The sequence below is a fragment of the Methylophilus sp. 13 genome (assembly GCF_015354335.1).
Classification (GTDB): Bacteria; Pseudomonadota; Gammaproteobacteria; order Burkholderiales; family Methylophilaceae; genus Methylophilus; species Methylophilus glucosoxydans.
The window spans coordinates 77,063-91,551 of the sequence record NZ_JADKYR010000008.1; the positions used below are offsets into that span (position 1 = coordinate 77,063).

The following is a 14,489-nucleotide window of genomic DNA, read 5'->3' on the forward strand; positions in this document are numbered from 1 at the left end:
GTTAACCCGTGGGTTAACGTGGTCTGCATGCCGAAACAACGATTGCCGCACTGGCGACTCAGGGACTCAACCTGACTTGCAGTTTGCCGGCATGGCTTCCGACAATCTGCACACTCCAGACGCAATCATTGTTATCTAAAGATGATTTCGGCAGCTTTGCGCAAAACTTTAGGGTGCGCTCAAAAAAATTTAATAAAAAAGCCCGCCGATCAGGGCGGGCTTGTTCAATCAATTGAAACGCGATTGGAAATAAATTTATTTGGCGTTTTCCAGACTACCCATGGCTTTAGGGAAGGTCACCACGCCCCATGGCATATTTTTGACTTCAATCTGGTTCGTGACTTCAAGCTTATCTGCATCAATCACGAATACCGCATCAGACTTGCCGCAAGCCAACAGCACCTGCTTGTTGTCCGGGGTAAAACTAAAATGCCAGCACCGGTTACCGGTCGGCACTTCCTTGATTTTTTCAAAGGTCTTGGCATCAAACACTTGCAACAGTTTTGCCTTGTTGGTAGCCACAAAAATCCGCTCACCCTTGCTGTCGTAGGCTATGCCGTATGGGGTTTCAGCCGTGTCTACCGTGCGTACCACATTAAAGTCTTTGTCCATCACCATAAACTTGTTACCAAACTCCAGCGTGGCCAGATAGGTATTGCCATCCGGAGAGACTTTGATGCCGCGCGGACGATCTCCATATTGATGGGTGGGAATGGTTTTGACCAGATCGCCAGTTTCGATGTTGTGTACAGTGACGGTATTGTCAGCTTCGTTCGTAATCACCAGCTGTTTGCCATCGGCCGAAAACTCCAGGCCTTCGGTTTCTGGCCCGCCAGTAATTTCGCGGACTTTTTCACCTTTGGTCAGATCAACAATCGCAATCTTGGCTGGGACTTTTTCTTCATCGTCGTCATCGTCTTCTTCTGGCTTGCTGCCCGGCTTGGGTGGCGGACCAGCTTTAGAGCTAGGCTCGGACGAAACAAAAGCATAATTACCACTCACCCGCACAAACTCAGGGTTTTTGCCGACCTCAATCTGCTTGACGACTTCGCCTGTGGCGGTATCAATCACGGACACACTGCCATTTTCACGCGTCGCCACCACCAGTTGCTTGCCATCGTCTGTCAGCGCCAGGCCACGCGGGCCCTTGGCTTTCACATCCAGCATGCTGGTCACTTGCATGGTCGCCAAGTCAATCACGTCGACGCCGGCATCCTGGGTGGACACATAAGCCATCGTCTTACCAGAAGAACTTTCGCCAACAGCGCTCGTGGCCGCTGGCGTTTCCGGGGTTGGTGCGGACTCTTCTTGCTTGTTACAAGCGGTAACGCCAGCGAGCAAGGCCAGCAACCACACGCTGGTGCGCGCACGACGCGCCAATGATGAATTCAACATTTGCATTTATCTCCTGATTATTATTTAAGTCTCATCGCTCTAAAGTGCAGGCATTCCCTGCAAGAATCGTTCTCAGCCATCCAATCAGCGCCGTGGCTCGCATTCAGCTGACATCACCCACGGCACTGGCTGCAAACAACCACCATCATGGCTGCTATCAGCCTAAAAATAAACGATACGCCGGATTATGGCTCTCATCCCAGTACGGGTAACCCAATTGCTGTAAAAACTGGGTAAAGGCTAGCTGATCCTCGGGCGGTACCTGCATGCCCACCAATACCCGGCCAAAATCTGCCCCATGATTACGGTAGTGAAACAAACTGATGTTCCAGTTGTGACCCATGGATTCGAGAAAGTTCATTAAGGCGCCGGGTTTTTCAGGAAACTCGAAACGGTAAACCACCTCGTTTTGGACTTGTGGCGCATGCCCGCCCACCAGATGGCGCAAATGTAACTTGGCCATCTCGTTGTCGCTCAAATTAATGGTGGGCAAGCCAGCCGCCGCCAATTTGCTCGCGATAACATCGGCCTCGGTTGGGTGATGCACCGCCAACCCGACAAAAATATGCGCCTGCTCGGTGTCAGCAAAACGGTAATTGAATTCGGTAATATTGCGCTGCCCTAACAGGCGGCAAAAACGCTTAAACGCGCCGGGGGTCTCAGGAATGGTGACGGCAAAGACCGCCTCCCGGCGTTCCCCCAACTCCGCGCGCTCGGCAATAAAGCGCAAGCGGTCAAAGTTCATGTTGGCACCTGAAGCCACTGCGACCAGGGTTTTACCTTGACACTGTTCGCGTTGACTGTAGGCCTTCAAGCCAGCCACGGCCAGCGCCCCGGCCGGCTCAAGAATGCTGCGCGTATCCTCAAACACGTCTTTGATAGCGGCACAAATCGCATCGTTATCAACCACGATCATTTCATCGACATATTGCTGCACGAGCGCAAAGGTATGCTCGCCCACTTGCTTGACCGCAGCCCCATCTGCAAACAGGCCCACTTGTTCCAACATGACACGTTGGCCGAGCTTCAGCGATTCGGTCATGGCTTCGGCATCTTGTGCTTCGACGCCGATGACTTTGATTTCGGGGCGGACCGCTTTCAGATAGGCCGCCATGCCTGCCAGCAAGCCACCACCGCCGACGCAACAAAACACGGCTTCGATCGGCGCCGCATGATCCTGCACCAACTCCAGCGCAATCGTGCCCTGTCCGGCAATGACATCCGGATCGTCGTAAGGATGCACAAAGGTCAACCCTTCCCGTTGCTCGAGATCGAGCGCGTGCAAGTAGGCATCGGAGTAACTGTCGCCAAACAACACCACTTCGGCACCGCGTGCGCGCACCGCATTGACCTTGATCGCCGGCGTGGTGGTCGGCATCACAATGACGGCACGGCAGCCCATTTTCTGCGCACTCAAGGCCACGCCTTGCGCATGGTTTCCGGCACTGGCGCAAATCACGCCACGCTGCAAAGCCTCAGCCGAGAGGTTGGCCATTTTGTTATAGGCACCGCGCAGTTTGAATGAAAATACCGGCTGCATATCTTCGCGCTTGAGCAATACCCGGTTATTCAGTCGCGAGGACAAGTTGGGCAATTCATCGAGCGGCGTATGTCTGGCAACGGCATAGACTTGGGAGTGTTCGATTTTTTCGCGGTAATTGATGGTCATGAAATGCGTGGAGATTTTAAAACCGCAAGGTTGCAGTGTATGATAGAGAATTGTTTGTATTATAAAGAATTAATCAAGGATTGAAGCACATGGCGATGGATAAAGCACAACAAGACGCATTGAAACTCGAAGTGGCAAAAGCAGCAGTCAATTATGTCAAGGATGGGATTATTGGTGTGGGCACCGGCTCAACCGCTAACTTTTTTATCGACGAACTGGCCAAAGTCAAACATAAAATCACCGGCGCAGTCGCCAGCTCCGAAGCCACCGCGCAACGCCTGCGTAACCACGGTATCGAGGTCTTTGACTTGAACAGCGTCGACAGCATGGATATTTATGTGGATGGCGCCGATGAAATCACCGAGCACATGCATATGCTCAAAGGCGGCGGCGGTGCATTGACCCGTGAAAAGATCGTGGCAGCTGTGGCCAAATCTTTCATCTGTATCTGCGACGAAAGCAAATTTGTACCCGTATTGGGCAAGTTTCCCCTGCCAGTAGAAGTATTACCGATGGCTCGCAGCCATGTGGCACGTGAACTGGTAAAACTGGGTGGTCAACCCCAATTGCGTGACTTCACGACTGACAACGGCAACTTGATCCTTGATGTGCATGGCTTGAGCATTACCGACCCGATTGCAATGGAAGCCAAGATCAACCAGATCGTAGGGGTGGTGACTAACGGCTTGTTCGCAGCACGCCCGGCCAATGTGTTGCTGCTGGCCACGCCAAACGGCGTCAAAACTCTGACCAAGTAATTGCAACTTCTGCACACTGAAAATTATCATACAGTTGTCATATTGGGCTGGTAATCTGCACCGGCACAATAATTAGGAAAAATTTGTCATGCAATTTGAACACACCTCTAAGCAATATGATGTTGAACTGGAGTCCGTCCGGGCCAAGGTTCTGGAAATGGGCGGGGTCGTTGAGCAGCAAATCGTCAATGCACTGGAGTCGCTGACCAACGCGGATGTCAATCTAGCCAAAGACGTCATGGAGCGCGATGCGCGTGTCAACGCTTTAGAGGTTCAGGTGGATGAAGACTGCAGTCATATTATTGCGCGCAGACAACCTGCAGCACGTGATTTGCGCATGATCATGATGATGGTGAAAACCATCACGGATCTGGAGCGGATTGGTGATGAAGCCACTAAAATTGCACGGACTGCCCAGCGTATATACGAGCAAGACCGGATGTACAAACCACGGTTCAACGAGATCAAAACCATGGTTGGCATTGTGCGTGAAATGCTGCGTACAGCGCTGGATTCATTTGCACGCCTGGATGTCAGCCAGACCGTGGAAGTCGCCAGACAGGATGAGCAGGTGGATGAACAATTCCGCGCCGCCATGCGTCAGTTGATCACATTCATGCTCGAAGATCCGCGTACGATCTCGATGTCACTTGAAGTACTGTTTGTGGCAAAAGCCATTGAGCGCATTGGTGACCATGCGAAGAACATCTCGGAGTACGTGGTCTATATGGTCAAAGGCAAAGATATCCGTCATACCAGCCTGGAAGATATTCAGCGCGAGACGCAGTCGTAATAGACTGCAAATAAAAAGCACTCCGAGGAGTGCTTTTTATTTTTGTTGGCCGGGATACGGTTAAAGCCTCATCGCATTAACCATTTTCACTAGGCAGAAGGAGGCACATAGCCTGTGGCAACATCTGCGCCTTCGCCAAAAAAGTACTTTTCGGTTTGCTCGGATAGATATTTACGTGCACTCGGGTCCGCAAGGCTCAAGCGGTTTTCATTGACCAGCATGGTCTGCTGTTTTAACCAGCCTGCCCAAGCTTCTTTAGACACATGCATATAAATCTTTTTACCCAGTTCTCCCGGATAAGGCGGAAAATCCATGCCTTCGAGCTCTTTGCCCAGTTTCACACATTGCACCAATCTTGCCATGTTCGATCCTCACTACACTGCTAAAAGCGCTATCATAGCGCATGTTAAAATCTGATGTTCGCAATTTTAGAGATAAGCCATGCAAAACAACACCCCTTCAGGTCACCAGGAAAGTCCATTCAAAGGCAAAACCGGCCTCCGGCGCTTGGTTAATGCCTTTGGATACTCCATGGATGGCTTCAAAGCCGCTTACAAGCATGAAGATGCTTTCCGTCAGGAGGTCTGGCTCTCGCTGGTGCTGATTCCTCTGGCATTTTACCTGGAGTCTGAAGCCCTGCACCGCATCCTGATGGTTGGCAGTGTGTTGCTGGTCATGATTGTGGAGTTGCTGAATTCGGCGGTTGAAGCGGTGGTAGACCGCGTCTCGATTGAACGGCATGCACTGGCCAAGCGTGCCAAAGATATTGGCAGTGCTGCCGTGTTGTTGGCATTGATCAACTTGACGGTAGTCTGGGGCTTGATTTTATTCAATTAAATGACACCAGGCTGACCAAGTCAGCCTGGTGCTTTGCTCTGTCGCGCACCTGCGCGCCGCGTAATGCAGCGTCCAGAGGCGCAGTTAGTTCCACCGCTTAAAAGTCAGCGCGGGCGCCCACCAATACCGCCCTCGCGCCTGACGGGGCAATATCCTTCAGAAAAGAAGCGTGCTCACGGATCTCTTCATTGAGCAGGTTATTCGCCTTGGCAAACAACTCCACGTTATACTTCACCGGCAACTTGTATGCAACCAATGCACTGACATTGGTATAGGCATCCGTTTTGAGCTCGTTTTCGGCCACGTTATTCTGCTTAAAAGCATGCAGCACATCGAGGCGAGCATTCCAGTTACCCAGGCGATAATCCAGCCCACCGCCCAAACGCAAGGGCGAGATCCTTGGCAAGTATTGATTATTACGCGTGTCTTTGGCATGCACGTAGTCACCGCGCATTTTTAATGTCCACTCGTCGTTCAAGGCAAACTTGCCTTCTAACTCCAAGCCCTTGAACAAGGCCGGAACCGCTCTAAACTGTGCTTCAGGCAACAGCTCGCCATCCACCGGCACCTCAATGCCTGTATTAAACAAGCCGATAAAGTTTTTAAATTTGGTGGCATACGCGCCTAGCGTCACACTGTGACCACCTGACTTCCATTTGAGCTGCGCATCAATACCGTTGGAGCGCTCTTTGCTGAGGTTAGTATTACCGACCTCCACCTGCCCAGTCGCAATATGTGGTCCATTCGCATACAGTTCAAAATAGCTAGGTGCACGCTCGTTATGCGACAAGTTGGTCGTCACACTCCAGGATTCATCAATGGTGTACAGCCCCCCCAGCGCAAAGCTATTGGGGTTAAAGTGTTTGCTAAACGCCTGGGTGAATTTATCATCGACATGGGAGTCTATCGAGGTCTCGCCAAACCGCCCGCCAAAGGTGACTTTGTGTTTATCGATTGCATACTCTTCGTAGACATAAGCCCCTTGGTCCACGGTGGTGACACTAGGCACAAATGCCTCTTCGCCTAAGGCCTGAAAACGCGTGTTCTGGAACTGATAGCCGACCACCCCATTCAAGCCTGCCAGTGGGACATGGGTGGCTTCGAGGCTACCCTGCAAACCACGGTTTTTAAAAGTGGTGCTCGGGTCGCCATTCTCCACTTCTACATGCTCATAATTGGTATAAGCCATTCTCACCTTGATTTTTTGCACAGGCCCCTTGAGTTCTCTCACCTCACCTGCCAATTCCGTACGTTTGTTTTCCATATTGATTCTGACCCCCTCTTCCGCCACGGTGCCATAGTGGTTGTTGGAGTCCGCATAGGAAATCCCCAGATAGCCTGTATCAAAGGTCCAGGAAGCACCCAATGCGCCGCCATTGGCCAGGGCAGAACTATTATTGAGCTTGTCCTTGCCGCGACTATCGCGCGCAGTACCATCGGCCAAACTCTTGCGCTTGGAAAGCGCATAGCCAGGAATCTCAAGATTGCTGGTTTCACGGCTGTAGATATCGGCATGCAATGCAAACAGGCCATTGCCCACATCGACCACCGCAGCGCCATTGCGCGTATTGTCTGGCCCGCCAAACCTGGTTTCAGCGCGGCCGGTATAGCCATTAAGGGATTCTTTAGGGATACGGTGGTCAATGGCGTTGACGACACCGCCCATGGCACTGCCGCCATACAGCAACGCTGCCGGGCCTCGCACCACATCAATTTGCTCAATAATCAATGGATCCACGCCCACTGCATGGTCAAAACTCAGTGACGAGGCATCCAGAATGCCGACACCGTTTTGCATGATACGCACACGCTCGCCGTCCAGGCCACGGATAATCGGACGCGAAGCATTTGGACCAAACTGCGTGGCCGTCACGCCCGGAATGCCATTCAGGGTTTCGCCCAGAGTCCCCTGACGACGCAAACTGAGCTCACGTCCGCCCAATACCGAGACCGGCACCACCATATCATCAGATGCCACGCCCAGGGGATTCCCCGTGACAGGCACATTATCAATATCAAGGGTTTTCGCGTCTTCTGCCGAGACCAGCATGGGCGAGCTCAACGCCGCCATCAATGCCAGCCATAATGATTTTTGCTGCCCACGTGCAGACATCCTCTTTTGTAACATTTTCATTGTTTTTTCCAGACAAGGTCAGGCAGTGCTGTGCGCACTGCATAAATAGCTCACTCCAGCCGCAAGCGCGACCTGGAGAATGTATCGTCAAGGGTTAAACAATGGCAGGAGGGGCGCGTGCGGCATAGGCCGCGAGCGTTGGGCGCTGTATGGCAATCGCCAGGGCGCTGATGACAGCAAGATAGCTAAGCTCTGGCAAGCTCCATTGCTGGGCCTGCGTCATCACCCCGACGAGATGCGCGTAGGCGACACAGAGCCTGCATTGGTCTTTGCTTTGATGTTTGTCAGATTGCGAGTGTTGCGTCAGCTCTTTGAGATGGGTAATTTCATGTGTGACAAGGCCTGTCTGCGTGATCGCAAACAACACTGCCAATAGAAAATACACATAAAAGCGCTTTAACATGTTGAATATACTAACATAAATTCCTACACACAGAATGCAACTCTATTGCATTTTTATGCAAAAGCCATGCGTTTTAGCGAGACGAGCAAGTGAAAAACTAGAGATTAACGACGCGTTTGGGGGCAATACGGCCATCGCGCTGCTGCTGGCCGACCCCAAGAAATAAACCGGAAGCACTGTAAATACGCAAATCGCCCGCTGGGATAACGCCAGCCAGCCAGACTGGATTGCCTTGTTTGAAATAATAGGCGGCATCCTCATGCAGCTCGACTTTAGGCAGGATTTGAATGGCACTATCGACAGGCAGCAGCAACGCATCGCGCTGCTCAATAGACATCTGCTCCAGAGCTTCTATCGTCACGGTCTCGGCGATTTGATAAGTGGCGGTTGCCGTACGGCGTAAAGCTGTGAGGTGCGCACCCACATTGAGTGCTTTACCAATATCCTCGCCTAAGGTACGGATATAAGTGCCTTTGCTACAACAGACTTCGATTTCTGCACTATTCTCAGCACAGGCCAAGACACGCAATGCATGAATGGTTACCTGACGCGGTGCACGTTCTAGCTCGACACCATTACGCGCGTATTCATACAAAGGCTTACCGTTTACCTTGAGCGCAGAATACATGGGAGGCACTTGTGTAATTGGCCCCATAAACTGCGGCAACACGCGCTCAATCTCTGCACGCGACACCTGGCAAGCCACCTCACTGACGACGTCTCCTTCTTTGTCTCCGGTAGTGGTGGTCACACCAAACTTGACGGTCGCCACATAGGTTTTGTTTTCATCCGTCAGGTGTTGTGCAAATTTGGTGGCTTCGCCCAAACAGATCGGCAACACGCCAGTTGCAAGAGGATCCAAGGTCCCGGTATGTCCGGCTTTTTGGGCCTGATATAACCATTTGACCTTTTGCAGGGCCTGATTGGATGAAAAGCCATAGGGCTTGTCCAGCAACAACACGCCACTGACGGCACGTTTAATGCGTTTGGTTTGCATAGCGCGAAAGGAGGTGAAAATTATTCTTGCGGAGGGGTATCAGACAAAGCGTCGCTGATCAGCTTGTCCATGTGCATCCCACGATCTATGGATTCATCATAGACAAAATGCAACTGCGGGACAGTACGGATCATCATGCGCTTGCCCAGCTGCGTACGCAAAAAGCCGGCGGCTTTCTCCAGGCCGGCTTGCAGGCCTTTGCTATTCTTCTGCGCGGTGTAAAAGACCTTGGCATGTGCCATATCACCCGCCACCTCAACCCCGGTCAAGGTGACCATCTGCACACGCGGGTCCTTGATCTCAAACATGAGCAAATCCGCCAGTTCACGGCGCATTTGCTCAGAGATGCGGTCATTTCTTGAAAATGCTTTAGCCATTAGAGTGTTCTGGCCACTTCAACGACTTCATAAACTTCAAGAATATCGCCGACTTCAATCTCATTGTAGTTCTTGAGAGACAAGCCGCACTCAAAGTTATTTTTAACTTCTTTAACGTCATCTTTGAAGCGCTTGAGGGAGTCGAGCTCACCCGTATGGATAATGACATTGTTACGCAGCAAACGGACTTTGGAGTTACGTTTAACCACGCCATCCTGTACATAACAACCGGCCACTGCACCCACTTTGGAGATCCGGTATACCTCGCGGATTTCTACCGTACCAATCATTTGCTCTTTCTGCTCTGGTGCAAGCATGCCACCCAACGCCGCTTTGATCTCGTCCACAGCTTCGTAAATGATGTTGTAGTAACGCAGGTCGACATCCAGATTCTCAACCAGCTTACGTGCGCCGGCATCTGCCCGGACGTTAAAGCCGATCAGTACCGCACTTGAAGCGGCGGCCAGGTTCACATCAGACTCACTGATGGCACCCACGCCGGTGTGAATAATATTCACACGTACTTCGCTGGTAGACAGTTTTTGCAGGCTGGTGGTCAAGGCTTCGTAAGAGCCCTGTACATCTGATTTGATAATCAGGTTCAGGGTTTGTACTTCGCCTTCAGCCATCTGCTCAAACATGTTTTCAAGTTTGGCCGCCTGCTGCTTGGCCAGTTTCACATCGCGGAACTTGCCCTGACGGAACAAGGCAATTTCACGCGCCTTGCGCTCGTCGTTCAAGACGATGGTTTCTTCACCAGCACTTGGCACATCAGACAAGCCCAGAACTTCTACCGGAATAGACGGGCCGGCTTCTTTAATGTCGTTGCCATTCTCGTCAAGCATGGCACGCACACGGCCATAAGCCGTACCTGCCAGCAGCATATCGCCGCGGCGCAGGATACCTGACTGCACCAGAACGGTAGACACCGGACCACGTCCTTTGTCCAGACGACCTTCAATGACCAGGCCTTTGGCTGGCGTATTGAGCGGGGCTTTCAACTCAAGCACTTCCGCTTGCAGCAACACGGCTTCCAACAACTCATCAATGCCTTTACCGGTTTTGGCAGACACTTCACGGAACATGGTATCGCCACCGTACTCTTCTGGCACCACCTCATGTGAGATCAGCTCGCTTTTCACGCGCTCTGGCTGGGCTTCCGGTTTATCAATCTTGTTAATCGCCACCACGATAGGCACATTACCTGCCTTGGCATGGTGTATCGCTTCAATCGTTTGTGGCATCACGCCATCATCAGCCGATACCACCAGAATCACGATATCGGTCGCCTTCGCACCACGGGCACGCATAGCGGTAAAAGCCTCGTGGCCAGGGGTATCCAGGAAGGTCACCATGCCGCGTGGCGTTTCCACGTGGTAAGCACCGATATGCTGGGTAATGCCGCCTGCTTCACCTGAAGCCACGCGACTGCGGCGGATATAGTCCAGCAAGGAGGTTTTACCATGGTCAACGTGACCCATGACCGTGACCACCGGTGGACGTGATTCCAGAATCGCTTCAACGCCTTCGGTTTCCTCCAGGAAGCTTTCAGGATCATTCGCAGCCGCGGCTTGCGCTTTGTGACCCATTTCTTCGACCAGAATAATCGCAGTGTCTTGATCCAGCACCTGGTTGATGGTCACCATCATGCCCATTTTCATTAAGGCCTTGATCACTTCCGCCGCTTTGACAGACATTTTGTGCGCCAAATCCGCAACCGAAATGGTCTCCGGCACCATCACCTCTTTGATGATAGGTTCGGTTGGTGCATTAAAGGCGTGCTGATCATCTTTATTGGATTTGTGATGCTTGCCCTTAGGGGTGCGCCAGCCTTGAGCGCCGCCAGCAGGTGCATCACCACGGGTTTTAATGCCGCGTTTTTTGTTCTCGTTTTCATTCCAGTCGCGGTTGTCGGTCTTGGCTTTTTTATCTTTATTTTCTGGCTTGTCTGTTGCTTTGGCAGCGGGCTTGTGTAGCGTCCCTTCAGACAACTTGGTGGCTGCGGGTTTATTCTTCGCAGCCTCGGCCTCTGCCTGGCGCTTGGCTTCCTCTTCTGCGCGACGTTGTGTCAACGCTTGCTTGCGCTTGATATCTTCTGCCTGCAAGGCAGCCAGCTTGGCCGCACGCGAAGCTTCTTGTTCACGTAAGGCAATCTCCTGCGCCGACAGAACCACGCCTTTTTTCACAGGGGCTGGGGCTTCTACGACTGGTGTAAGTGCTGGTGCCTCAACTACTGGCTCAGGTTCTGGCTCTGGCTCAGGTTCAGCCACGACCTCAACGATCTCTTCGATCACAGGTTCTTCCACCACGACCGGCTCAACCTCTACGGGCAAGCTCTCCAGAACTTCTGCTGGTACTGGCTCGGCTTCATCATAAGCAGCGGCATCCACAGGCGGCTCATAGCCCAGCTCAGGGCGCTCCAGCACGCGTTTTTTACGCACTTCCACCTGAATCGTACGGGCTTTACCTGAGCTATCCAGCTTTTTGATTTCGGTGTTCTGCTTACGGGTCAGTGTGATCTTGTTTTTAGGCGCGTTACCTGCCCCATGCTCTTTACGCAAGTAATCCAGCAAGGCAGCCTTGTCACCCTCTTCCAGGAAATCATCCACAGACGTTTTATGAACGCCTGCGCTTTTCAGTTGCTCGATAAGAAGAGTCGTTGGAAGACCCAGCTCGGCGGCAAATTGTGCGACGGTTGAAAGTGCCATGTACTGCTCCAGTTCAATTACTTTATTTTTTAATTAAGAGGTATGCATGATGTTTTAAACGCATAGGTTATTTAAAACGCCTGGTTACTTAAACCAGGGTGCTCGCGCCGTCATAATCAATGACTTCGCACGCTCTTCATCTATTCCGGTCAACTCAACCAGCTCATCGACTGCCAGTTCGGCCAGATCTTCGCTGGTATGAATCTCGCTGGCTGCCAGTTTATGGGCAGTGTCTGCATCCATACCGTCCAGCGTCATCAGGTCGTTGGTGTCTTCTTCAACTTTTTCTTCTTTGGCAATCGCCTCGGTTAACAAGGCAGCACGTGCGCGTGAACGTAACTCATTGATCGTGTCTTCATCAAAGGCCTCGATTTCAGCCATCTCTGCCAAAGGCACGTAGGCAATCTCTTCGAGTGTGCTAAAGCCTTCCTGCACCAGGATATCCGCCACTTCTTCGTCCACATCCAGCTTCTCGATAAACAATTGGCTGATTTTGGCATACTCGTCCTGACTCTTCTGCGCAGCCGCTTCTTCGGTCAGGATATTCAGGTTCCAGCCAGTCAGTTCCGACGCCAGACGCACGTTTTGACCGTTGCGCCCAATCGCTACCGCCAATTGCTCTTCGTTCACCACCACATCCATGCTGTGTGCATCTTCATCGACCACAATCGACGTCACTTCAGCTGGCGCCAAGGCATTAATGACAAACTGTGCCGGATCCATGCTCCACAATACGATATCCACGCGCTCGCCACCGAGCTCAGAAGTCACCGCTTGTACACGGGAGCCACGCATGCCCACGCAAGTCCCCACAGGATCCAGGCGCTGGTCATTGGTTTTAACCGCAATTTTGGAACGCAAGCCAGGATCACGCGCCGCAGAACGAATCTCCAGCAGGCCTTCTTCGATTTCAGGCACTTCCAGCTCAAACAAACGCTTGAGGAACTCGGGAGCGACACGCGACAGGATCAGTTGCGGCCCACGGCCACCACGGTCCACGCGTGACAGATAAGCACGCACACGGTCACCCACGCGCAGGTTTTCTTTTTGAATCATGGCTTCACGTGGTAGCAGGCACTCAATACGGCCCACTTCAATAATCGCATTGCCTTTTTCCATCCGCTTGATCACGCCAGTGACCAGGCTTTCGCCACGCGCCAAAAAGTCCTGGATCATTTGCTCACGTTCAGCTTCGCGCACCTTCTGCAAAATCACCTGTTTGGCTGCCTGTGCGCCAATGCGGCCAAACGAGATCGATTCTAATGGCTCTTCGTAATAGTCGCCAATTTGTCTGCCAGCAGCACGTTCGTCTTCTTCATCAAACTGGTAAGCCGAGCTTTCCAGCAGGTCATATTCTACATATTGCCAGCGTCTAAAGGTTTTGTAATCTCCGGTTTCACGGTCAATTTCGACACGAATATCAGCGCCTTCTTCATGGTTCTTTTTCGTCGCCGAAGCCAATGCCAGTTCCAGGGCAGTAAAGATTACCTCTTTATCCACGTTTTTTTCATGGGCCAGGGCATCAACCAACAACAATAATTCACGACTCATCGTAATCTCCAACTCACCGTACGGATTAGCTAAAACAAATTAATCAAAAACTGGGCTCAATCGAGCCTTATCTATATTATCCAGCGACAATCTATAAACCCAGCCATCGCACTCAATCAACACTTTCCCCTCGTCAACGCCTTGCAACTGTCCCAAAAAAGTCTTTCTGGGCAATGTGGTTGGAGTTGCTTTAGGGCCATCATCCGGAATTCCCACTCGCAATTTGATTTGTGCACGCTCACCAGTAAAACGCATAAAATCACGTTCCTTGCGCAACACACGATCCAGACCGGCAGAAGAGACTTCCAGGCGGTCATAATCAATATCCAGTTCTACCGTCAGCACGTTGCCAAGCTGGTTGCTCACCAGAACACAATCATCAATCGTAACGCTGTCCTTATTGTCTTTGGGTGTCAGCTTGTCGATGAACACGCGCAATAACTTGCCACGATTGGCTGCCTCAAAATCAACCAGCTCGTATCCTAACTGCGTGACTGTCTTTTCAACTACCGAATGCAAATTTTGCATACGCACCCTTAATTCAAAACGTTACGTCCAAAAACAAAAAATGGGCGTAACGCCCATCTATCGTTTTGATTATACCAAAATTCCTTTTAAATTCAAAGTAACAGATGGCGCAATGGCAGGGTCGGGCGGGTTTTGTTTGACGTCTACGGCCTGTAGTAGCCCGAACGGGTCAATGACATACGCCTGTGTATTTTTTAAGATGTGTGTAAAAGAGGGAGAAGCAACAGATCAACAACCGCTTGAGCGGTGTCAATTATATTTCACGCTGCAGTGCAGCGCTTAAGTTTTCATGGCAGTCTATTTTGAGTTGATCTTAATAGACACTTCAACCCGGTGCTT

The 14,489-nt window shown here is 51.5% G+C and carries 13 protein-coding genes; 3 read left to right on the plus strand and 10 right to left on the minus strand.

Translation table 11 applies throughout. The annotated features are described in order from the left end of the window. Positions 1–255: 255 nt before the first annotated feature. Together INP77_RS14400 and ilvA are read right to left on the minus strand one after the other, a co-directional pair. Positions 256–1,401 (minus strand): glutaminyl-peptide cyclotransferase, encoded by a 1,146-nt coding sequence (locus INP77_RS14400; protein ID WP_194749766.1) that lies wholly within the window; start codon positions 1,399–1,401, stop codon positions 256–258. Positions 1,402–1,552: 151 nt separating this feature from the next. Then, positions 1,553–3,064 carry a threonine ammonia-lyase, biosynthetic gene (ilvA, locus tag INP77_RS14405; protein ID WP_194749767.1) on the minus strand — a complete coding sequence of 504 codons (1,512 nt, stop codon included), beginning with the start codon at positions 3,062–3,064 and terminating at the stop codon, positions 1,553–1,555. Between the two features lie 95 nt (positions 3,065–3,159). On the opposite strand from ilvA, the gene rpiA reads away from it, so the two are divergent. After that, a complete protein-coding gene (gene rpiA, locus INP77_RS14410) occupies positions 3,160–3,822 on the plus strand; it encodes a ribose-5-phosphate isomerase RpiA (RefSeq protein WP_194749787.1) in 663 nt (220 codons plus the stop codon). Between the two features lie 88 nt (positions 3,823–3,910). After that, on the plus strand, positions 3,911–4,615 hold the full coding sequence (gene phoU, locus INP77_RS14415) for a phosphate signaling complex protein PhoU (RefSeq protein WP_194749768.1): 705 nt from the start codon (positions 3,911–3,913) through the stop codon (positions 4,613–4,615). Between the two features lie 89 nt (positions 4,616–4,704). On the opposite strand, the gene INP77_RS14420 is transcribed toward phoU, so the two are convergent. Continuing rightward, on the minus strand, positions 4,705–4,977 hold the full coding sequence (locus INP77_RS14420; RefSeq protein ID WP_194749769.1) for an oxidative damage protection protein: 273 nt from the start codon (positions 4,975–4,977) through the stop codon (positions 4,705–4,707). A gap of 79 nt (positions 4,978–5,056) precedes the next feature. Here INP77_RS14420 and INP77_RS14425 point away from each other — a divergent pair, with 79 nt between their 5' ends. Beyond that, complete coding sequence (locus tag INP77_RS14425) at positions 5,057–5,452, plus strand: diacylglycerol kinase (protein ID WP_194749770.1); 396 nt, start codon at positions 5,057–5,059, stop codon at positions 5,450–5,452. Positions 5,453–5,549: 97 nt separating this feature from the next. Here INP77_RS14425 and INP77_RS14430 read toward each other — a convergent pair whose 3' ends face one another. From INP77_RS14430 to rimP, 7 genes are all read right to left on the minus strand, one after another. Further along, the gene (locus INP77_RS14430; RefSeq protein ID WP_194749788.1) at positions 5,550–7,580 is read right to left on the minus strand and encodes a TonB-dependent receptor; all 2,031 of its coding nucleotides are present in this window, start codon (positions 7,578–7,580) and stop codon (positions 5,550–5,552) included. A 100-nt stretch (positions 7,581–7,680) separates the two neighbouring features. After that, complete coding sequence (locus INP77_RS14435) at positions 7,681–7,989, minus strand: hypothetical protein (protein ID WP_194749771.1); 309 nt, start codon at positions 7,987–7,989, stop codon at positions 7,681–7,683. Between the two features lie 97 nt (positions 7,990–8,086). Then, positions 8,087–8,986 (minus strand): tRNA pseudouridine(55) synthase TruB, encoded by a 900-nt coding sequence (truB, locus tag INP77_RS14440; RefSeq protein ID WP_194749772.1) that lies wholly within the window; start codon positions 8,984–8,986, stop codon positions 8,087–8,089. Positions 8,987–9,006: 20 nt separating this feature from the next. Beyond that, entirely contained in the window at positions 9,007–9,363 is a 357-nt protein-coding gene (gene rbfA, locus INP77_RS14445) for a 30S ribosome-binding factor RbfA (RefSeq protein WP_194749773.1), read from the minus strand. Next, positions 9,363–12,071: a translation initiation factor IF-2 gene (gene infB, locus INP77_RS14450; RefSeq protein ID WP_194749774.1), complete on the minus strand. Its 2,709-nt coding sequence runs from the start codon at positions 12,069–12,071 to the stop codon at positions 9,363–9,365. The genes rbfA and infB overlap by 1 nt, the downstream gene beginning before the upstream one ends. Before the next feature lie 84 nt (positions 12,072–12,155). Then, on the minus strand, positions 12,156–13,622 hold the full coding sequence (gene nusA, locus INP77_RS14455; RefSeq protein WP_194749775.1) for a transcription termination factor NusA: 1,467 nt from the start codon (positions 13,620–13,622) through the stop codon (positions 12,156–12,158). A 39-nt stretch (positions 13,623–13,661) separates the two neighbouring features. Next, the gene (gene rimP, locus INP77_RS14460) at positions 13,662–14,150 is read right to left on the minus strand and encodes a ribosome maturation factor RimP (RefSeq protein ID WP_194749776.1); all 489 of its coding nucleotides are present in this window, start codon (positions 14,148–14,150) and stop codon (positions 13,662–13,664) included. Between the last annotated feature and the right edge of the window lie 339 nt (positions 14,151–14,489).

What these genes read in the sequence shown, in the direction of transcription:
- nusA (WP_194749775.1), bottom strand. Translation starts at nt 13,622, where the DNA reads ATGAGTCGTGAATTATTGTTGTTGGTTGATGCCCTGGCCCATGAAAAA.
- rpiA (WP_194749787.1), top strand. Translation starts at nt 3,160, where the DNA reads ATGGATAAAGCACAACAAGACGCATTGAAACTCGAAGTGGCAAAAGCA.
- INP77_RS14435 (WP_194749771.1), bottom strand. Translation starts at nt 7,989, where the DNA reads ATGTTAAAGCGCTTTTATGTGTATTTTCTATTGGCAGTGTTGTTTGCG.
- INP77_RS14430 (WP_194749788.1), bottom strand. Translation starts at nt 7,580, where the DNA reads ATGTTACAAAAGAGGATGTCTGCACGTGGGCAGCAAAAATCATTATGG.
- INP77_RS14420 (WP_194749769.1), bottom strand. Translation starts at nt 4,977, where the DNA reads ATGGCAAGATTGGTGCAATGTGTGAAACTGGGCAAAGAGCTCGAAGGC.
- ilvA (WP_194749767.1), bottom strand. Translation starts at nt 3,064, where the DNA reads ATGACCATCAATTACCGCGAAAAAATCGAACACTCCCAAGTCTATGCC.
- INP77_RS14400 (WP_194749766.1), bottom strand. Translation starts at nt 1,401, where the DNA reads ATGCAAATGTTGAATTCATCATTGGCGCGTCGTGCGCGCACCAGCGTG.
- rbfA (WP_194749773.1), bottom strand. Translation starts at nt 9,363, where the DNA reads ATGGCTAAAGCATTTTCAAGAAATGACCGCATCTCTGAGCAAATGCGC.
- INP77_RS14425 (WP_194749770.1), top strand. Translation starts at nt 5,057, where the DNA reads ATGCAAAACAACACCCCTTCAGGTCACCAGGAAAGTCCATTCAAAGGC.
- infB (WP_194749774.1), bottom strand. Translation starts at nt 12,071, where the DNA reads ATGGCACTTTCAACCGTCGCACAATTTGCCGCCGAGCTGGGTCTTCCA.
- phoU (WP_194749768.1), top strand. Translation starts at nt 3,911, where the DNA reads ATGCAATTTGAACACACCTCTAAGCAATATGATGTTGAACTGGAGTCC.
- truB (WP_194749772.1), bottom strand. Translation starts at nt 8,986, where the DNA reads ATGCAAACCAAACGCATTAAACGTGCCGTCAGTGGCGTGTTGTTGCTG.
- rimP (WP_194749776.1), bottom strand. Translation starts at nt 14,150, where the DNA reads ATGCAAAATTTGCATTCGGTAGTTGAAAAGACAGTCACGCAGTTAGGA.